Here is a 20,124-nt window from a genome sequence, read left to right as displayed (position 1 = left end):
GGGTTACGGCTATGTCCACCGAACGTTCACAGAAAGCAAACGACATTATATTTTTCACCCGACAATTGCTTACCACCGGTGGCTACCGAAGCTTCAGTTTTGCCGACCTTTCTGAAAAGGTGAATATTCGCAAGGCGAGTATTCACCACCATTTTTCAAGCAAGGCGGAGCTGGTAAGGGTCGTCGTGAGCGAGTATCGCCAGGAGGCCCGCGCCGGAATGCAGGCATTAAGCCGTCAGCTAAATAATCCGGTTGCCGAACTTCAGGCCTATGCCGATTATTGGGCCAAATGCATCCAGGACGGTTCCGCGCCATTTTGTATCTGCGCGATGCTTGCCGCCGAACTGCCGACGTTGCCGCCCGAAGTCGCTTCGGAAGTGACGGGACATTTCGCCGATCTCTCTGGCTGGCTGACGGAGTTGCTCGAGAGAGGAGAAAGGGAAAAATGCTTTACTGTCCGGTCAACCCACGCCAGAGAGGCGGGGCAGTTAATGGCAACGGTACATGGTGCCATGTTAGCCGCACGCGCGTTTAACGACGCGAAAGTATTTCAGCAAATCGTCCAGCCGGTGATCGACAATATTCTTGTGTCGGATTGATCGCTCGATAGCACGACATTGCTCTTTTAACCTGCTTATAAGGGCGCAATGTGCACCTCTCCTGAGGGTATTCCGTACCAATAATTGAACACTCCGCACAAATTCTGACCGTTTAAGACGCAACGGGGGATTAGAAACGACAATTTTTTCAAATTCCGCCTTCGTCCAATTTTAATAACCTGCTCTGTCTCATATTATCATGGTGTAAAAGGGAGACAGGGACACGTCTGAAGGCTAATCTTTGTTAATGACGATACGGCAAGCAACAACGTCGGGATGGCTGTCATGGACCGTTAAACGAGAGTATAACGGGACCGTTTCGTCCTGGAGTCTTATCTGGTTGGCTGGTAACAATTTGTGTCAGAATAGACGACAAGACATACCTATTTCCTTATTGGAGTCATCGCGCATGAGAATGGCAATCACCCTACTTTTCTTGATTATTTCGACCTGTTCCTGGGGGAAGGAACTCCCTAAGCTTGAAGGGAAACCCGTGTTAACCATCTCCGGGAAAATCGAGAACAGTAATCAAAATGGCGCTGCAGTCTTTGATATCGCTGGCCTGGAAAAAATCGGCCTCGTTACCATGCGTACCCGTAACCCATGGTATAATGACCAGACAAGCTTTGAGGGTATTCCCATGAAAAAACTCATGGAACTGGTCGGCGCCAAAGGCACTGTTCTGAGTGTAACCGCGCTCAATGATTATACGACTGAAATTCCCATTGAAGACTTCACAAAATATAACGTGATCCTTGCAATAAAAATGAACGGCCAATATATGCGCGTTCGCGACAAGGGCCCTCTGTTTATTGTCTATCCTTATGAAAGTAACAAAGAGTTGGATAACCAGGTCTATTACTCGAGATCAGCATGGCAGATTAGCAAAATGGTCGTAGAGTAATAATCTGGAGAAATGCATGAACAGGATCCTGGTAGGCATTATATTTTTCCTATTCATTACAACCGGGTATATTTCATTTCTTTTGCATGAGCGGCAGGAGGATCTGCAAAAACTCAACCATTATAAGGACTCCTGGTCTGTGTCTCAGATGGTTTCAGAATACTACAGGCTGGAGTCGTGGATCAGCCGTTATTCTGACAATAATCCTGATATCACCATGGACGATCTCCGCATGAGGCTGGAGATCATGCTTAGCCAGCGTGAGTTACTGAAAGAAGGCGATTTAGGGAAATATGTAAAGTCGAATAAAAGCCATAATGCACTGGCAAAAAACCTTCATGAAACGCTTGATTACCTTGATCATCATCTGGAAGGGATGAGTCGCGCTCAACTTGCTGATTATCTTGAGAAAATGTATGCGCTTGATTCCTCCCTTAGCCAGTTTTCATCCAGTGCACTCTCCAATGATGTTAACTCCATCAACGAGACAAACCAGAATATACAAAAGCTGTATCGTATCTATTCAGGCCTTTCGGTTCTGCTGATTATTTTAAGTGCGATATTGGGTGTTTTAAACGTCTGCCAGAACAGGAAGATACTTAAAACTCACCGACAGGTTACCAGCCTGGCAAATGAACTTCAGAAATCGAAGGAAATACTCCAGCAACAGAATAAAAAACTGGCGTATGACGTTTACCATGACTCGTTGACGGGGCTTAAAAACAGGCTTTATTTCTGGGATGATCTTATTAATAACATCTCGATAGCGAGCCGCATACACAGGCCAGTCACGGTCATGTTGTTTGATCTCGATCGCTTTAAAGAAGTCAATGACAGCTTTGGTCACGATGCCGGCGATCTGTTATTGCGTGAGGTTGCGCACCGTTTATCTTCCATGAGCAACGAAACAACTACATTCTATCGCCTCGGGGGCGACGAGTTTGCATTATTGTCGCATGAGCTGACAGAAGAAAGTGCCGTTAATCTGGCAATGGAAATCTGTGAGTGCATTAAAAAGCCTTACATAATAGGTAACTCTAACGTCACCATTGGTACCTGCGTCGGTATTGTTGTTTCAGAGTTAGAACGACGTTCAGATTACCTTTATAAGTTTGCCGATCTGGCTCTGTATGAAGCTAAACGTGCAGGCTTAAACATGATCAAAGTGTTTCGCCGCATCATGCTGCAAAAGCTCGAGGAAAGCAGAACCCTGGAGCGTGATTTATCAGTGGCAGTCGCAAATAAAGAGTTGGTCGTTTACTATCAGCCGATTGTTGATTCGTACACCACTGAAATATATGGCTATGAAGCCCTTCTGCGCTGGAATCATCCCGTTAAGGGCATCATTGCGCCGGATGATTTTATTTCAGTAGCAGAGAAAACGGGATTCATTCATGAGATAGGCAAAGCCGCGCTTGAAATCGCCTGCAAGGAAGCGACGACATGGAAGGTGCCGGCAAGGATCTCTGTCAACGTGTCGCCGGTGCAGTTAAGCAGTATGAATTTTGTCGATACAGTACGCGCAGTGCTGGCCGAAACGGGGTTGCCCGCGACCCGACTCGAACTGGAAGTGACGGAATCTTCGCTGTTTACCGACAGTGAAACCCCCATCGAAATCCTTATGGCGCTCAGAGTGCTGGGCATAAAAATCTCTATTGATGATTTTGGTACGGGCTATTCCTCCCTTTCAAGATTGATTCAGTTAGGCTTTGATAAAATAAAAATCGATAAATCTTTTGTGCGAACAATATCCACGGATGAAGAAACTCAGACCATCGCAAAATTAATGGTCGGCATGGCGAAATGCCTTGATATGATAATTATTGCTGAAGGCGTTGAAACCAATGATCAACTGTTGTGCCTTCAACGTTTAGGGTGTGATTTGGCACAAGGATATCTCTTTGGAAAGCCCGCGCCCTTTATCAGTCAATCAATCAAAGCGGGTGAAACACTTGTTTAATCCTGCGGTGACGCTCCCTGGTCAACACGTGTGCCTGGCGCCTGGAAGAGAAGAGAGGGCGATATGCAGTCGCAACGGCTGATGGGGGAGGGGTATGAACCGTACGTTGAGCAACAGGGGGACAGACTGACCTACTCTTTGCCGGTCGATTCCGGATTTGTCAGTTTTAACTTCACGTTTGATCTTCGCCAGACTGAATCGCCACGGGTTTAACAGACACCTCAGAGTCATTTAAGATGACTTAAAGAGAGGTGCCCATGAGCGGTAAACGTTATCCCGAAGAGTTTAAAATTGAAGCAGTCAAGCAGGTTATTGATCGCGGTCATTCTGTTTCCAGCGTTGCAACACGTCTCGATGTCACCACCCACAGCCTTTACGCCTGGATAAAGAAGTACGGTCCGGACTCATCCACTAATAAAGAACAGTCAGATGCTCAGGCCGAGATCCGCCGACTCCAGAAGGAACTGAAGCGGGTTACTGACGAACGGGACATATTAAAAAAAGCCGCGGCGTACTTCGCAAAGCTGTCCGACTGAGGTACGCCTTTATTCGTGACAACTCCCGTTGCTGGCCTGTTCGTCTGCTCTGCAGGGTGCTGGATGTTCATCCCAGTGGCTTTTACGCCTGGTTTAAGCAACCGTATTCTCAGCACCACCAGGTAGATCTGAGACTGACGGGACAGATCAAACAGTTTTGGCTGGAGTCCGGTTGCGTTTATGGTTATCGCAAGATCCATCTGGACTTACGGGATAGCGGGCAACAGTGCGGAGTGAACAGAGTCTGGCGACTGATGAATCGTGCCGGGATAAAGGCTCAGGTCGGGTACCGGAGCCCTCGGGCACGCAAAGGCGAGGCCAGTATCGTGTCACCCGACAGGCTCCAACGACAGTTCAATCCGGATGCTCCGGATGAGCGTTGGGTAACGGACATAACCTACATCAGGACTCACGAAGGCTGGCTGTATCTGGCCGTGATTGTTGATCTGTTCTCACGCAAAATTATCGGCTGGTCAATGCAATCCCGGATGACAAAGGACATTGTCCTGAACGCACTGCTGATGGCTGTATGGCGGCGTAATCCTCAAAGACCGGTGCTGGTTCACTCGGACCAGGGCAGTCAGTACACAAGCCATGAGTGGCAGTCGTTCCTGAAATCACACGGCCTGGAAGGGAGTATGAGCCGTCGCGGTAACTGTCACGATAACGCGGTTGCAGAAAGCTTTTTCCAGTTACTGAAACGCGAGCGGATAAAGAAAAAGATCTACGGAACGCGGGAAGAAGCCCGCAGCGATATTTTTGATTACATCGAAATGTTTTATAACAGTAAGCGTCGGCATGGTTCGAGCAATCAGATGTCACCGACAGAATATGAAAACCAGTATTATCAACGGCTCGGAAGTGTCTAGATTATCCGTGGCGATTCAGACCGATCTGGATGTCCTGCTGTCGAGTGATTACAGGCGAGCCGTCCTTGAGATCACGGCCCACACCTTGCTCCAGCATTCGACACTGAAGGGGAATGACCGTTTTACTCAGAAAGACTTCGACAATCTGGTCGCAGTCACACTCCACGCATCGCTGGCGCTTTTGCACATATTCATTTCGCGCGTGAGCCGTGAGCACAATATTGCCATTGACCATTATGTCGAAGAAATACTCCACCGACGAACGCGCCGCGGCTGAACAGGCCCGGAGCCTGATCAATGTGTTCCTGATACTCCCCTCAACGCAAACATGACTGCCCCTCAACAGAAGCAGCCTGCATCTGCAATTTGCCGCAACACGGTCGCGTTATTCGGCAAAGTTCAACAGCGCGTTACCCTCCAGGCGATACCGTACCCATTCGTTTTGAGGTAATGCGCCAATGCTGAGGTAAAAATCAATTGCGGGCTGGTTCCAGTCCAGTACGCTCCATTCAAGGCGTCCGCAGCGCCGTTCCACGGCATATTGCGCAATTTTCTTCAGCATCGCTTTTCCCGCGCCCTTGCCGCGATAATCGGGGGAAATATACAGATCTTCCATGTAAATACCGTTACGTCCAAGCCATGTGGAGTAGCTGGTGAAGAACACGGCGTACCCGGCGATTTTCCCTTCAATCTCGCAGATTAATGCTTCGGTATGGCTGCCGTCGCCAAAGAGTGTTTCGCGAATCTCATCCGGTGTGGTGACCACTTCTTGCGGGGCTTTTTCGTAAACCGCCAGCTCATAAATCATATCGTAAATAGCGGAGGCATCTTCCGGGCGGGCCTGGCGAAGGCTGATACTCATATGTTTTCCTGTCTTTTTTGCAAGGCATCGTTATTGATGGCGTTAAGCATAGGGGGTATTGTCGGAAGAATTAAGTGCAATGAAATCACCCCATGATGAATATTATGCATCCAGCGCTACGACGTCTTGATTTAAACCTGCTGCTCATTTTTGACGCCATTTATCGGCACTGTTCCGTTCGCCTCGCCGCGGATGAACTGGCGATGAGCACCTCTGCGTTGAGCCACGCACTGTCCCGACTGCGTATTGCGCTCAATGACCCGCTATTTTACCGGGAAGGCCACCGGATGTGCCCAAGCGTGTATGCCACCCAGCTCGCGCCGTCTATTGCATCAGCACTGAAATTTCTCAATCAGGAGCTGACTGTTCAACCGGCGTTCGTGGCTTGCGAAAGCACGGAGCGGATCCAGATTGCGATCACGGACTTTACCGCGTTGTGCATTTTCCCGACGTTGATGCAGAGACTGCAGCAGGAAGCGCCTGGCTTGCGCTTTGATTTACGCTATTTGCCACACAGCCCGGCGCTGAACGAACTGTTGGCAGGAGAAGTGGATCTGGCGCTGGGATTCAGTACACCCGACGATATCCGCCACAATGAACTGGACGAGATAAACTGGTTTGAGGATGAGTATGTTGTCATCAGCAATACCCGCCGAACACAGCTGACGCTGGAAGATTATCTTGCCGCACGGCATCTGGTGATAACCCCCTGGAACGAAAAGCAGGGGGTACTGGATTTACGGCTTGAGCAGTTGGGGTATACGCGGCAGATAGCGCTTAAGACGCCATCCATGCTGAGTGCCCCGTTTATCGTTGCGGAAAGTGACCTGCTAATGGCCATTCCCCGTTTTGCTGCTGAGAAGCTGAAACATGCTGCCAGTATTCAGATTTTTTCATTGCCGTTCACCATAAGCCCGTTTGAAGTAAAGATTTACTCACATAAACGCAGTGGCCAGAGAGGGGCAACCAAATGGCTGAAGACGACACTTCACATGCTGGCGGACGAGTTGCCGCAAAACATTTATGGCCATGAAACTGACAGTCGAATTTGAATGAGGGTAAATGCCATGCTTCTGGAACAGTTGAAAACGCTGGAACGCACGCTTCATGGCAGCAGGCGCAACGATCGTGAATGGCTTGAACAGATACTTCACGACCAGTTCAGGGAAATGACACGATCAGGTGTGTTGATTGATCGTTCGCAGACAATAGAGGCACTTTCTGCCGAAACAGTTATCCCGACCATTCTCAGCAGCGACTTTCAGCTCATCCAAATAAGAGAGGATGTCGCGATATTGCACTACAGGACATTCAATACGGACGGCACTCGCCCGACTTTGCGTTCTTCGTGTTGGGAGCGGGCCGGGAGCGGGCAATGGAAACTGGTATTCCATCAGGGGACACCTGATGCGGGGAGCGGATAAGGTCCCAGGAGCGCATCGCAGAAAACGATTTCTGGATCTCAAGTGGGGAGAGTTAAGCCAGCCGACGGGCTGGCCTGAAATAGCGGCATTACTCCGCACTCATTTTAAGTTTATGGGGTCGCTTATCGCTCGTAGCAAACCTTGCGGCTTTTATGTCGGGCCGCTTTGTGCCAGGAGTGGACATTGCGCACATCGAACACTGTTAATTTATGGCTTACTGGTCAAATGTTTTTTCACAAAATGTTCACTGAAATCTCCAGCTGACTTCGTAGCGTACACTAAGAGCGGATTTTGTAGTTATAACATTAAAGGAATGCAGCATAATGAATAAACAAAGTGATATAATCACAACGATACCAACAACGATCTGACACGATGGAATATGCTTATGAAAGATCTTCGTTACTTCCTAAAGGAAAGTTATATCAATAGCAGGGCCTTAGTTATTGGTATAAACAAATATAAGAATGTATCCCCTCTTGCCTATGCAGTTAATGATGCATTAGAAATAAAGAGTTTACTCATCAATGAATTCGATTTCGAGGAGGGTAATATATCATTTCTTCTTGATGAAAACGCTACCAAAGAAAATATATTAAGAGCATTTTCCAGACTTACAAGGGATGATGTCGAACTAGATGAGAGGATTTTCATTTTTTATGCTGGACATGGTGAAACACGAACTGGAATTTATGGTGAAGTTGGGTTTCTTGTGCCGCATGATGCAATCACAGATGATCTATCTACCTTTATACGCTGGGATGAACTTACCAAAAATGCAGAGTTGATAAGAGCTAAACATATACTTTTCGTCATGGATGCCTGCTATGGTGGGTTGGCATTAACACGAGGAATAGGTCCAGGAAGTACTCGCTTCTTAAATGATATGATGTTGCGGTATTCCAGACAAGTGCTGACAGCCGGTAAAGCCGATGAGACTGTCGCAGATTCTGGTGGTCCTTTGCCAAATCATTCTGTGTTCACTGGCCATCTAATAGAAGGTCTTAAAGGAAAAGCATTAACCGAAAACGGCGTATTAACCGCCAATGGTTTGATGACTTATGTTTACAACAAAGTATCAAATGATAAATCTTCAAACCAAAGTCCGCATTACGGATATATTGATGGTGATGGAGATTTTATTTTTAAATCTCCCTCTTGGTCCAATAACAATTCAGAGGAAACAACGGATAATGATAGATTAATTTCTATTCCCTATTTTCAGACAGAATTCTCTCCTTTAAAGGCTGAAGATAAAATCAGAAAAACAAAACAATTACTGGCGAATGATTCATCCTCTATCGAGTTACATGACTTTGTGATTGATGAAGTTAAAAATTTCCTTTCTGAAACAAGTGAGGATTTTTTCTCAGTAAACGGGCAGTTTACTAAAGAAGAACTCCTTGAGAGGATTTCTAAATATGAAAACATATCTAAAAATATAATACTAATAGTTTCTTGTGTTTCATATTGGGCTCGAACAATTCATATTCCATTATTAAGTAAAGCATTAGCTCGTGCAACCGACAGACTGGAAAGAGGAGGTGGTTTAACTATATGGTTAAATCTACGGTGGTATCCTTTAATAATGCAGTTTTATGCATTGGGGATAGCTGCATTTGAAAATAAAAAGTATGACACATTATTTAATATTTTCTTTATAAAATTAGACTCATCACTTTCGAGCAATGGTAAGTCGTTATATTTCTCTGAAGCCATTTCCAATGCTATTCTTGAGCTGACTAGGCAAGATGTGTTTAAGCAACTCCCCGGTTTTGAAAGGCATTTCGTACCAATGAGTGAGCATCTCCATACCATCTTGCAACCATTAATTGATGATACCCTATTTATTGGGAAGAATTACGAAAATGCTTTTGATGATTTTGAATGTTTCTTTGCGCTTGTCATCGCAGATCTGCATCATCAGCAAGAGCGAACAGTATGGGGACCTATCGGTCGTTTTGGTTGGAAAGAAAAAAGATCGTACAATTCTCCATTATCTAATATGATTAAGGAAGCCAAAGAACAAGGTATTAACTGGGCGCCATTAAAATGTGGATTCTTTGGGGGGGATATTTCGAGGTTCTCTTTAGTTGCCGATGAATATTTAAAAGGAATATCAAATTTACATTGGTATTAATTATTGGTTTAAGTGCCTTTATATGAACGATAAAGGCACTTAATATCATTCAGTTATCCACTCATCACGCACCCTTAAGGTGGATGTGTATTTCGTTGCCTCTAAATTATAATAGGAAGAAAGGTCTTGGCTTGATGTTATGTTTTTTATTTCATGAAAATATGTCTCTTTGAACATTGCTCTGTCAACTTTGCCGTCAATATATTTTTTGCATGCTTCATCATATTGGTTGAGAAGATCTTCAATACAAGAATCATAAGTTTTATATAATAAATCAAGAGAATAAGACTCCTCGACGCTCAATGAACCTGCTTGTTTTTTTGCTAAGTATGGTGTTAATATAGGTGTTAAGTTGTTTATTGTATTTCTTGCGTTAGTTATACCAGTTCGAATTTGAAGTTCAATTGTACCATGTTGCAATTTCAATGCTTCACTTGCATTCTCTTGAGCAAATTTAATATCTTTTCTTGATTTGAAGAATGTATACACTGACAGTAGCAATGCAAGACTAGACACGGCTAATGAATAGATATTATAGGCACTATCACTCATTGACTTCTCCCTCTATTAAGCATTGCTATCAAATCCACTAAGTCATCATTACTGGCGCTAGCATTCCCTCGATGAATATTATCAGATGGGGAGTTCTTTTCATCGAAAGAAATTCCTCTTTCACTCGCAATGGCTCGCTTTATTTCATTAATGATCTCATATTTTTGGAGCGGCGTTATTTTCCTTAGCCTGATGCATATATCTAATTCAGATAGAATATTCTTTAGCTCATCTAGCCTGTCGTCTTCTTCCTTACTTAATAAGCGTGAAATATATTGAGTTGATAATGTATTATTTTCCATATATTCTCTCCCGTTGATAATGCTGAATTATACAGCATTTGTTTTATAAAATGAATTAATTATATTGTAGTTTAAAAACCTACAACATTTAGCCTCAAAAAATTGTTGTTCATAACCGCACAATAAGCCCTTCTGAGGGATTTAAAGAACAACATTACATTATCTCGTTGTTTACCGTGTTTCAAAATTCTGTCTTACCATTCCGACTCCCACATTTTCAGCCTTGTGCTTTTATCTGAATAGCAACTCTGCGTAAAGAATGATCATTACAACATAAGACCTGTTCGCAAGGATACCTATGGGCTTGGCAATATCTCCCTCGTCGGAGAGCAAATTGGTTGGTTAGCAAAGCGCTGGGAATGGTATATGTAAGTCGTGGTAAGCCTGTAAGAGTGGTGTTCCACTGCGATTAGACTAGTTTTTAAACGATTAGACTAGTTTTTAAACGATTAGACAGTTCCGACAGCTAATGAATCGCCACTACTTTTACTGGCATCTTATTGATAGATTTAGGTGTCAACGTCTGCTCCTTGCGGACTTTGGGGGACTTCAGGAGGTCCACTACGTGCCAGAAGCGGAAGTCGAAAATGCATAGTGCATAGATCGTTAATTGATTGCGGACAGATCAGAACCCTTAAATTGATTGGTCCGGTTAACGAGGATGCTTGCATTCCCAGTTTCGGTTTGCTTCTATCGGTAAAACGTAATGTTTTTCATAATGATTCCCCTCAGGTTCAGATTACAAGTAAATGCTACTTACAGGCACACCAGTTTTCCGAGGGGATTACATTTATTTATGTTAAGAGACTTACATAACAATTTTGAGGTCTTACAGTCAAAAAAGGTGGCATTAGATTTATAACAAGTTTAACTTCTTCAATACATAGAAGAGCTAAAATTTCAGGATAGAGGAGATGGGTATGGGATTGCCTAGGACATTTGTAGGATTTAGTAGTACGGATATTCACTACTACCGTTTGATGCTTGCATGGAAAGAGCATGAGCATATTGATTTTAATTTTACTAATTGCCAACTTTCTCAAGAAATACATTCCAACGATGAAGTCTACATAAAACGCAAGTGTCGCGAGCGGATAGATATGGCTGGAACATTTGCGGTGCTTATTGGTGCAGATACTCGTAGCAAGCATAAATATGTCAGGTGGGAAATGGAAATCGCTCTAGAAAAAAAATGCAGAATTATAGGTATTAACTTAGATGGGGCACGTAGCGTGGTAGAAGCAAAATGTCCACCAATTATTCGGAATGTTGGAGCTATTTTTGTGCCGTTTTCACCGAGGATAGTTTCTTACGCGCTCACTAACTGGGCCAAGCAACCGGACGATGATTGGCACTATAAAGATGAGATTTATAAGAGCCTTGGGTATGAGTGATCAGAGGACAATATGGAAGATAAAGATTTTCCTGCCTTATACCAGTCTGCTAATGACCTTTCATTAAATTCGCAGTCGCAATTTTTCACAGCGTTGAGATTCCATCTCATCGCGTTGGTTGTTGCTGCTGTTCTTTCAATCGTAAGCGTTACACATTGGATTGTAGCCGCCTTGCAGGTCTTTGCTCTTTTAGCTGCTTTGGCATGCTCTATCTATCTCTTTAGTGTTCGACCAGAAAAGCTTTGGTATGGAGGGAGAGCTGTCGCAGAGTCTATAAAGACGATAACTTGGCGGTACGTATGCCGAGCTGAGCCATTCCAAGGTGACGATCAGGTCGCTCGGAAAGATTTTCATCATACGCTTAAGGCGATAATTGAGCAAAATAGGGAAGTATGCCGGGCCTTGACTGATTATTTAGATGGTACTCAGATTTCTCATGTTATGGAGCAAATACGATCTCAGCCATTAAATAAGCGCAAAAAAATATATATTGAAAGTAGAGTTGGAGATCAACATATATGGTATGCCAATAAAGCAAAATTTAACCGTCGCAGAGCTAGATATTTTTTTGGGGCCTTAATAGCGATCAACACATTTGCTGTGATTTGTGCTGTGGTGCGGGTTGCTAATGTAGACGTACCATTCTGGCCAACTGATATTTTCGTCGCATCGGCAGCAAGTATTTTAACTTGGATGCAAGCGAAGCGTTTTTCTGAATTAGCAGCTTCGTACTCTTTAACTTCGCATGAGATCGGGCTTGTAAAAGAAGAAGCGAAACAGCCTAATACCGACGAAGAATTTTCTGTATTTGTAGGCGATGCGGAAAATGCTTTCTCTAGAGAGCACACTCAATGGGTTGCTAGGAAAGATGTGTAATAATTTTTTGTATCGGGAAAAGCAAACGAGGGCAATATGTTTAATCTTATTATGAGGTCGGTTGATTGGGATGTTGGGCGAGAAATGATGGAGGTCTCTCGGGTGTTTGAGTTTACTGATGACCATATATCAATGCAGTTTAAAAACAATAACTCACCTGATCTTGATAAACTTATTTCCCTGCCATGTCTATTTATGCAGGAAGGGGTGGGAGATGAATTGGCTTATATTGGTCAAATAAATAGAGCAAAAATAGTTGGTAGAGAAGTATCTTTTGAATATTCATTAGATAATGAAGTTCCTCCTATTACAAATGGTTTTATCTATGGGAATAGAATGGCGTTAGATATGCCTAAAGACTTTGAATTCTCACGGAATCACTGGGCTGTTAAGGATGTAGATCTTTACCGATTTTTACTCCGGACGGTCAGGCCAAGACGTCAAAGACCAACAGTTTTTCATCTTTCAGAACATGAGAACATTGAGTCAATACTGGTTTCTGTGATGATGCCATTTGATGCGGCTTTCAATGCAATTTATAGTAGCATTCACTCTGCCGCAGAACAAATTGGTCTACGCTGTCGTCGTGCCGATGATATTTGGGAAAATCCAGCGATAATTCAAGATGTAGTCGCCTTAATAGATAGATCGCGTATCGTGATATGTGATTGCACAGGGAAAAACCCTAACGTTTTCTATGAGGCTGGAATAGCACATACTTTGGGCAGGGAAGTAATATTGATTGCACAAACTGAGAGTGATATCCCGTTTGATTTACGGCATCTTCGATTTATTCGTTATTATGGCAATGCTCAAGGAATAGCAGAATTAACCGCAGCTTTACAGGCTAAAATGCAAACTATTGTCGGTCATTAAAAATATATTGGTGTGGATCGAATGAGTTTAGAAGAGGATGTAGCAGACCTGTCATTGTTGATAAATACATGACAATGTTAGGTCCGCTCCTCGCTCATAAAGGACCATTTCATCCCTACACCCTCCCATCAGGCTTCATTCGCTCATATTTGGCTTTCAAAAACTCCGCTGATTACGAAACAGTCATTTTAATGAGTGACTGTCTCTTGGAAACTTTATATAAAAACCAACAAGTCTAATAGTTAGACGACCATATTATCCCAACTTATTATCTGAGGACGTTAGGAATTCCGAGCTAAATCGTGAAACAATTAAAATTGGAAACTTTCCAAAAATATTTCTCTCAGGTCGTTCATTATGAGCATGGATAGCCCCGCTCCAATCAATGGATATATTAGCTTGAACTTGCTGATGCAAAGATAATATTTCTTGCAAGTGAAAGGTCTTATGTAAAGTATATTTCATAAAGGAAGCAAGAGATAAAGATCTTGATTTAACATTAAGAATATTTTTGCCTTTTATTCTGGTTGGCATTATTACCCCACACCAACCTTTATTAGTATGGTTCATTGAGACCTGTATTAGAATTGTTCTAACCAGTTTTTCCCACTGGGGATTTGACTTGAAGTCTGCCCCAACATGGTAATGACCAACGGGCCTTCCTGTTTTCAAAGCAAGTAATATCTCTCCTACTGTAATATTACACGTATTAGAACGTTGCGAAGGCGCACCCATCCAGTGACTCTGCCATTTACGGTCGTTAGAATATGATTTCCTTGCGGCAAGATAAAATGCATAGGGGGATGGTGAATTTTTAACAAGTGGATGTGGGAGGTTAAAATGGGGGGTGAACCCATTCTTCTTTTTTAGTCGAAAAGATGGCCAATTACTATATAGCGCATACTCTTTTCTTGAAGAATTATCATGCGTTACTGTAACACTCGGAAGTTTTTTCTTGTTTTTCGTCACTTTAGCTTGAATAATCACAGCGCGTTCATCAATTGTATTTATATACCTACCCGTATTATCCAAAAGATAATTATTGTAAACTACTAAAGCATCGCCTACTTCAACCTGCTTTAAGGATGATGCTTGAGAATACTCAACAAGCGGTTTTTTATCAATCCATCCTAATTCAATTCCATAATAAAGCGAATGTAGACCGTCAGTCTTTTTTTTATCTATTTTTAGAAAAATATCTGCAAGATTTGAAAGGTAATTAGAATTGAAAAGGGAGGCAAACTGATGCAACTCATGGGAGCTGCCTTGTTTTTTGAAGTGTTCATTAGCGATTATGTTAATTTCTCTATTAATTATTTTAGTACCGCGCATCATTCACTCCTTTGCTCTTTGAGTACATAATTGCACCAACATTGGCATTGATAATAGTTCTACTAATATAAAATACCCAGCAACGCATCCTGAAACAGGATATCATTGCTTTATATCAAGTAAATAAAAATGTATACAGTTAACGGTACCCTTTATCGAATCTATCTTAGCTCCACTCCTGCTCATAACGGACTGACCTGCTCCCTGTTGATTCACACAGAATGCTGTTAGCAACTTCCGTTCCTCGCTCAAAGGGGACAGCCGGGTCATTTTGGAAAAAGCCGCCCTGAGGCGGCTTGTCATTATTTGCGTGGTTTACCAGCATCCGAGCGTTTTTCTCGAACTCTACCATCATTGTTACGATCACGGGGCTGCGTACCACCGCCGGGTTTAGGAACAACTACGCCTGGATTAAGTGGTCTTCTGTCCGCCATATTTCTGTTTCCTTAAAGAATGGCAAAGCTGCCGTCTCTTTTGATACGCCTGGTATCGTTACCTTTCAATCATGATGGGATGATATGTTGCGCAGCATCAACTTTTCCCTCATTCCACTCATAGCGAACATTCCACATATATCCATCCGTTTTGTGCCAGAAGCGGAAGTTGGAGTGCCAGAGACTCCCTAAAAGTTGATGGTTCGTTTTGCATGGATACTTACAGGACATCCGCACCCAGTAGCACGTTGTCTCCACAATGTCCGCAGTTCGCTCACAGCGGACCTTCTGCTCCGTTAGTTTGGTCGCTTTGTGCCAGGAGCGGACGTTGCAAATATCACGGTTTTAATCGATGGGGAGCAGATCAACGATGAACAATAACCCTGAATCAGCTCATTTTAACGGCAAATAGATATCCGTGAGTAATTCATGTTCTGCTACCTCATGCACAAAGTTGTGGTAATGAAAGAAAAGCGGGAAGTCGCGAAGTTCCTCTCCGCTCTCTGGCAACCAGTCACGATACAGAGACTTAGCCAACCCGGTTAACGCATCATGCGATCCCTGATGACGTAACACCGCACAGCGACCAGCCGGAATGTCACTATTTATCACCCCGAAGCGATTGTCTTCAATAATGGGTGACGTGACGGTTCCGCAAATATGGAACTCAAATTCATCCGGCGGCGTTAAGGTTGGATCGTGTGGTGCAATACCGTATGTCTGGCTACTGGCAACCGGTGAAAAACCCGTGGTTTTTCGCCATTCAATAAAGCGAGCCGCCGTTTCGTTTATTCGCTCCGGTTGTCCATAATGTGTCAGCATTGCGACTGACGTCGCGGGGAAAGTAATGATCCTGACCTGGCTTTGCATGGTTTGTCTCCTGGCTTTGTAAGGTTCGGATATGCGCTTATGCCAATCCACCCAGGGGGGCTGCTGGCGGAATTGCGTCGGTGATAGACCGAACATTTGTCTGAAAGCACGGCTAAATGATTCAGAATGCTGGAAACCGGCGTCGTACGCGATATCAGTGATTTTCTCTAACGGATTAAAAGCCAGTCGATAAGATGCGCGTTTTAAGCGCATCATCTGGATGTAACGGCCAGGTGGCATCCCACAATAACTACAAAACTGACGATGGAAATGAAATGGCGAGAAGTGAGCCACTTCACTCAGTTTTTCCAGTAATAAAGCGTCATCGAGATGGTGGTCAATATAATCAAAGACCTGTTTAAAGCGTCTGGCGTAACTATCAGTTTTATTATCACACATGACTTCCTCCGTGCTGCTTAATATGCTCGAAGGCGATTCAGTTTGCCTGACCGATCTTGCTCAATGACGTACAAAGGAGAGCATTTCCAGGTGGCTATCTTTCGAACCTTTGACTTGCTCCCCATTGCTCAAGACTCTCGATGTCAATATGCATGCAGAACTTCCACTGTTCGCTCTAAGCAGAACTTAATCCCTACACGACGGTCCGCTTCGTGTCAGGAGCGGACCTCCGTTACTCTTCTGACGAGGAAGCACAGAAATATTTAGGTCTGTTGGGTAATAATTACGATATATAATAAAAACTTCTCTATTTCAGAATCCAAGAGTATGGGCATACGCAAGGATGCAATTATGAAATCCAAGAGTGCGTTAGTTTTAGAAGAACTCAGATCCAAATTACGTACTGCATCTGTGGCACAAGTCGGTGGTTTCCGCCCTACAGCAGACCCAATTACATCCTGGTTTTTAAAAGGAGTCGCTCTTCCAGGTGCAGGGTTGCCAGTTTGGAAGGGGCAGCCGATGTTTCCGCTTCTCCAGATTCGCGTAGATGAACTTCCCGTGATTCCTGAACAACTGAAGGGGATCGCGCTCTTAGTGCTTTATCATAATATGGAAAGCCATCCATTTGATAAACCTCATGGCGAGGGGTGGCTAATACGAGAATACGCCACCCTTGATGGGCTTGAGTTATTGCCTGCAATTAACACTCCATATCGAGCATTTCCGGTTCGGTGGGTGAGTGTCAATGATGATGCTCCGGGATGGGAGGATGCTTGGGATATTATTGACTTGTCTGACGTAAACGATGATGAGGATGCAAGTGATAGATTCTATGATGGTTTTAACCGGTACAGGGGAACCAAGGTTGGAGGATATCCAATGGAGATACAACATGGTGTGGGGATTCAAGATTTTGTCTTTCAAGTGGGGTCAGAAGAAAAAGTAAACTGGATGTGGGCGGACAATGGTATCGGCTATTTTCACAAATCCCCAGAGGGACTCTGGACGTTTTCATGTCAGTTTTACTAGAAACTCAACGTCCTCTCATCGCTCTAAGCGGACCTTCCCACAACCCGCAACACCGCCCGTAAAACGCAATGCCCCTGATCCCTCCGCATCACACTACACTTATCCCTTAAAGCCAAACCTGACACAGGGAGTCATGTATGTCTGCGGAGAATTTATCCCAAATGGGTGCGGCAAAAGTGCAGCGTTTGGTGGATCAATATGGTCAGCAAGTCATAGATAAATGCCCTGTTAGCCCTGTGGAATACGCTTTCTACGAGCATGCGGCGGAAGAGCTCAACAGCAGGGGAATCAAAACGCCGACGCTGTTGTCTGCCGATCTACATCCACGCCGGTTAAGGCTGGAATATATCCCTGGAAAAGTGTCTCAGGATGAGGTGTCGGGGGATGACATATTGAAATGCCTTTCTCATCTTCATTGCACTCCACCAGATCCAACCTGGGTGTATCACCCTCATTCCTGGCCCGAGAAAGCGCTTGAAAAATCACTGGCGCTTTTGAGATTACCGGACCGCGCGGCCCACCAGATGCGCTGTTTTCAGCAAGCGGGCAGCGTTTTGTTTCGGCAGAAATGTTTAATCTCAGGGGATACCAATGCCGGTAACTGGGGGAGGAGAGAAAACGGAGAGTGGGTTCTCTTTGACTGGGAAAGGTTTGGCACGGGCAGTCCGGCTATCGACCTCGCCCCGCTGGTAAAGGGGATGGGCTCCAGGCAAAGCATTTTACAGCTTGCGGAGCGTTACAGCGTGCATTATCTGCATATGCCTGCCCGACAGCTAGCGACGGAAATAACCCTTGCTAAAGCATGGATTGTGTCAGAGGTGATGTCCCTGCTCTATGACCGGAACAAAACAGATTTTGAGCTGTACCTGAACTGGTACAGAGAAACGCTTCCCGGCTGGCTGGACGAGGCTATCTCAGTACTTTAACCCTTCGTCTGCATGGGTTTTTTATATTATTAAGGCCGAAATTCTGGCTCACAGACCAGCTGGATTTCGGCCCTTAAGCTCTGGCCTTAGTGCGCCGTGATATACGGCTCCTTGACGAACTCCGCCAGCAGCCAGACCATATCATGTAGCAGACCGGTCAGCTCTTTTGCCACGTTTGCAGGCAATGTTCCGCCCATTACCGCCTGCGTTAACGCCAGCGCATAGTCCACCTGGAGCGACGTATCCTGCCAGCAGTCCGGAACGCAGGAGACAATCTTCTCTCCTGCAATCAGCTGTTCGACCAGATAAGGCGGGAGGGCAGAATCACAACGCGCGCGAAGGCGTTTAAGGACTGCCAGCAAACGCGTGCACAGTGTTGCATGAGTGACCGCATCGTCGGTTTCTACCAGCACGCTTACATACGCGGTGCAGGCATCGGCCAGTTCGAAGAGATCTGCAGATTCAGGCAGTTGTAGATGAATCAGATGGTGTATAGCGCTTTCTTCAGAGAGCGCGTAAGACAGGGAAGGGACAGTTGTCATGTGATTTTCCATTTTAAAAAAACTCCAGACCATCCAATAAGTTCCTACGCTCATGGGTGGTAGCGCTGACGGAGGTAGGAATACCGCACACGACAAAAACGGCCAACCTTTCGGTTGCTCCGCCAGCGCGACCGTAGTGTAACGGGATGAGCGCTGCCGCGACAAAATAATTGTCGTATCGTGATATGCGGGTTCCTACGCCCGGTTGCGGATGTGCCGCAACGCAGGCACTTTACGGCCGGGAGGAGAGTAAGAAAAGCAGTAACCCTGAATTACACAGGGTTACTTGCAGGTTTGCGAGGCGGCTTCCAGAAAGGCCTTAGCGGGCGCAAGCAACGCCGCGCCATTACCCTTCACTCAGCATCGCCAGAAACCGTTTCACCGTCCGCGAACGTTCAAAACGCCGCCAGCACAGCGCGATATCGGTATAAAGCTCCGGTGATGTCAGCGCATGGTAGGTCACATTGGGGGGCGAAATGGCGGCCATCGACTTCGGCACCAGGGCGAACCCGCCGCCAGCGGACACCATGCTCAGGGAAGAGGAAAGTTGCGAAGACTGCAGCGTGTGCTGCACGTCAATTCCGGCCCGCTCGCAGCAGCCGTAAACGCGATCGTACAGCCCTGGCGCGACCTCCTGCGGGAACAAAACGACCGGCGTATCACGAAGCTGGTCCAGCGCCAGCGATCCACACTTCGCCAGTGGATGGTCGCGATGCAGCGCCACAACCATCGGCTCACGGTCGAGAATTTTTAGCTCAAACGCTTTGCTGCTCTCACACGGCAGACGCACAAACGCGATATCCAGCTCACCCTCCGCCAGCATCGCCGTCAGCGAAGACATATTGGCTTCTACCTGGTGCACTCTCACCGCCATGTTCTGCAACTGATACTGGCGAATAAGGGTGAAGATTTTGGGGTGAAAGGCGTCTGAACTGGTGATCCCAATCGACAGACTGCCGTTCAGCCCGCGGGCAATGCCCCGGGCTTTCTCCAGCGCGGCGTCGCTCAGCGCCAGGATCTTACAGGCGTCCTCATAGAAGGCTTCTCCCGCTTCAGTCAGCTCCACGCCTCGCGTCAGGCGTCTGAATAACGGCGTGCCCACTTCTTCCTCGAGCCGTTTAATCTGCTGACTCAGAGGAGGCTGTGAAATACCCAGCGCTTTGGCCGCTTTGGTGAAGTGTCGCTCACGTGCAACGGCGACAAAATACCGCAGATAACGAAGTTCCATATCAAAAACGTCTCAAACCAGCATGGATTCTATATTGGAACTCTATGCTGAATCGGGTCAACATTTATTT

Annotated in this window: 20 protein-coding genes and 1 pseudogene; 14 read left to right on the top strand and 7 right to left on the bottom strand. The window is 45.3% G+C overall.

Annotated features, from left to right (window positions below):
- Positions 1-11: 11 nt before the first annotated feature.
- The 6 genes and pseudogenes from QE396_RS11090 to QE396_RS11065 form a co-directional block, all read left to right on the top strand.
- Positions 12-599, top strand: coding sequence for a TetR/AcrR family transcriptional regulator (locus QE396_RS11090; RefSeq protein WP_020885055.1), 588 nt, complete (start codon positions 12-14; stop codon positions 597-599).
- A 409-nt stretch (positions 600-1,008) separates the two neighbouring features.
- On the top strand, positions 1,009-1,503 hold the full coding sequence (locus QE396_RS11085; RefSeq protein WP_020885054.1) for a molybdopterin-dependent oxidoreductase: 495 nt from the start codon (positions 1,009-1,011) through the stop codon (positions 1,501-1,503).
- A gap of 16 nt (positions 1,504-1,519) precedes the next feature.
- Positions 1,520-3,463, top strand: coding sequence for a bifunctional diguanylate cyclase/phosphodiesterase (locus QE396_RS11080; protein WP_020885053.1), 1,944 nt, complete (start codon positions 1,520-1,522; stop codon positions 3,461-3,463).
- A 63-nt stretch (positions 3,464-3,526) separates the two neighbouring features.
- Positions 3,527-3,676, top strand: coding sequence for a hypothetical protein (locus tag QE396_RS11075; RefSeq protein ID WP_020885052.1), 150 nt, complete (start codon positions 3,527-3,529; stop codon positions 3,674-3,676).
- Positions 3,677-3,720: 44 nt separating this feature from the next.
- Positions 3,721-4,868 (top strand): IS3 family transposase gene (locus QE396_RS11070; protein ID WP_127353187.1). Its coding sequence is split into 2 segments (ribosomal slippage): positions 3,721-3,958 and positions 3,958-4,868, totalling 1,149 coding nucleotides; the frame shifts between segments, so codons are not numbered across the junction.
- A 16-nt stretch (positions 4,869-4,884) separates the two neighbouring features.
- Positions 4,885-5,145: pseudogene (locus tag QE396_RS11065) on the top strand (hypothetical protein); the annotation flags it as partial.
- 108 nt (positions 5,146-5,253) lie between these two features.
- On the opposite strand, the gene QE396_RS11060 reads toward QE396_RS11065, so the two are convergent.
- Positions 5,254-5,730, bottom strand: coding sequence for a GNAT family N-acetyltransferase (locus QE396_RS11060; protein WP_014169039.1), 477 nt, complete (start codon positions 5,728-5,730; stop codon positions 5,254-5,256).
- Between the two features lie 92 nt (positions 5,731-5,822).
- Between QE396_RS11060 and QE396_RS11055 the strand changes: the two genes are divergently transcribed.
- From QE396_RS11055 to QE396_RS11045, 3 genes are all read left to right on the top strand, one after another.
- Positions 5,823-6,782, top strand: coding sequence for a LysR family transcriptional regulator (locus QE396_RS11055; RefSeq protein ID WP_020885050.1), 960 nt, complete (start codon positions 5,823-5,825; stop codon positions 6,780-6,782).
- 15 nt (positions 6,783-6,797) lie between these two features.
- On the top strand, positions 6,798-7,154 hold the full coding sequence (locus tag QE396_RS11050) for a DUF4440 domain-containing protein (RefSeq protein WP_020885049.1): 357 nt from the start codon (positions 6,798-6,800) through the stop codon (positions 7,152-7,154).
- A gap of 388 nt (positions 7,155-7,542) precedes the next feature.
- Positions 7,543-9,294, top strand: coding sequence for a caspase family protein (locus tag QE396_RS11045; RefSeq protein WP_007949327.1), 1,752 nt, complete (start codon positions 7,543-7,545; stop codon positions 9,292-9,294).
- 45 nt (positions 9,295-9,339) lie between these two features.
- Here the strand turns inward: QE396_RS11045 and QE396_RS11040 are convergent, their stop codons facing one another.
- A complete protein-coding gene (locus QE396_RS11040; protein WP_007949328.1) occupies positions 9,340-9,846 on the bottom strand; it encodes a hypothetical protein in 507 nt (168 codons plus the stop codon).
- The gene (locus tag QE396_RS11035; RefSeq protein WP_007949330.1) at positions 9,843-10,148 is read right to left on the bottom strand and encodes a hypothetical protein; all 306 of its coding nucleotides are present in this window, start codon (positions 10,146-10,148) and stop codon (positions 9,843-9,845) included. The genes QE396_RS11040 and QE396_RS11035 overlap by 4 nt, the downstream gene beginning before the upstream one ends.
- A 914-nt stretch (positions 10,149-11,062) precedes the next feature.
- Between QE396_RS11035 and QE396_RS11030 the strand changes: the two genes are divergently transcribed.
- Genes QE396_RS11030 through QE396_RS11020 form a run of 3 tightly spaced genes read left to right on the top strand, consistent with a single transcriptional unit; the run spans position 11,063 to position 13,294 of the window.
- The gene (locus QE396_RS11030) at positions 11,063-11,542 is read left to right on the top strand and encodes a TIR domain-containing protein (protein WP_230075068.1); all 480 of its coding nucleotides are present in this window, start codon (positions 11,063-11,065) and stop codon (positions 11,540-11,542) included.
- 12 nt (positions 11,543-11,554) lie between these two features.
- Positions 11,555-12,418 carry a DUF4231 domain-containing protein gene (locus QE396_RS11025; RefSeq protein ID WP_007949332.1) on the top strand — a complete coding sequence of 288 codons (864 nt, stop codon included), beginning with the start codon at positions 11,555-11,557 and terminating at the stop codon, positions 12,416-12,418.
- A gap of 36 nt (positions 12,419-12,454) precedes the next feature.
- Complete coding sequence (locus QE396_RS11020) at positions 12,455-13,294, top strand: hypothetical protein (RefSeq protein WP_007949333.1); 840 nt, start codon at positions 12,455-12,457, stop codon at positions 13,292-13,294.
- Between the two features lie 255 nt (positions 13,295-13,549).
- Here the strand turns inward: QE396_RS11020 and QE396_RS11015 are convergent, their stop codons facing one another.
- Positions 13,550-14,629, bottom strand: coding sequence for a hypothetical protein (locus QE396_RS11015; RefSeq protein ID WP_165569264.1), 1,080 nt, complete (start codon positions 14,627-14,629; stop codon positions 13,550-13,552).
- Between the two features lie 824 nt (positions 14,630-15,453).
- Positions 15,454-16,329, bottom strand: a complete 876-nt coding sequence (locus tag QE396_RS11010; protein WP_020885047.1) for a GyrI-like domain-containing protein — start codon at positions 16,327-16,329, stop codon at positions 15,454-15,456.
- Positions 16,330-16,680: 351 nt separating this feature from the next.
- Here QE396_RS11010 and QE396_RS11005 point away from each other — a divergent pair, with 351 nt between their 5' ends.
- A complete protein-coding gene (locus QE396_RS11005) occupies positions 16,681-17,358 on the top strand; it encodes a DUF1963 domain-containing protein (RefSeq protein ID WP_020885046.1) in 678 nt (225 codons plus the stop codon).
- A 137-nt stretch (positions 17,359-17,495) separates the two neighbouring features.
- A complete protein-coding gene (locus tag QE396_RS11000; RefSeq protein WP_020885045.1) occupies positions 17,496-18,284 on the top strand; it encodes a phosphotransferase family protein in 789 nt (262 codons plus the stop codon).
- A gap of 86 nt (positions 18,285-18,370) precedes the next feature.
- Here the strand turns inward: QE396_RS11000 and QE396_RS10995 are convergent, their stop codons facing one another.
- Together QE396_RS10995 and QE396_RS10990 are read right to left on the bottom strand one after the other, a co-directional pair.
- A complete protein-coding gene (locus QE396_RS10995) occupies positions 18,371-18,826 on the bottom strand; it encodes a hypothetical protein (protein WP_025204709.1) in 456 nt (151 codons plus the stop codon).
- A gap of 346 nt (positions 18,827-19,172) precedes the next feature.
- On the bottom strand, positions 19,173-20,054 hold the full coding sequence (locus QE396_RS10990; RefSeq protein WP_020885043.1) for a LysR family transcriptional regulator: 882 nt from the start codon (positions 20,052-20,054) through the stop codon (positions 19,173-19,175).
- Positions 20,055-20,124 lie beyond the last annotated feature (70 nt).

This window comes from Enterobacter sp. SORGH_AS_0287 (assembly GCF_031453695.1).
GTDB classification, from domain to species: domain Bacteria; phylum Pseudomonadota; class Gammaproteobacteria; order Enterobacterales; family Enterobacteriaceae; genus Enterobacter; species Enterobacter ludwigii.
This window is presented reverse-complemented; position numbering and strand designations above follow the sequence as displayed.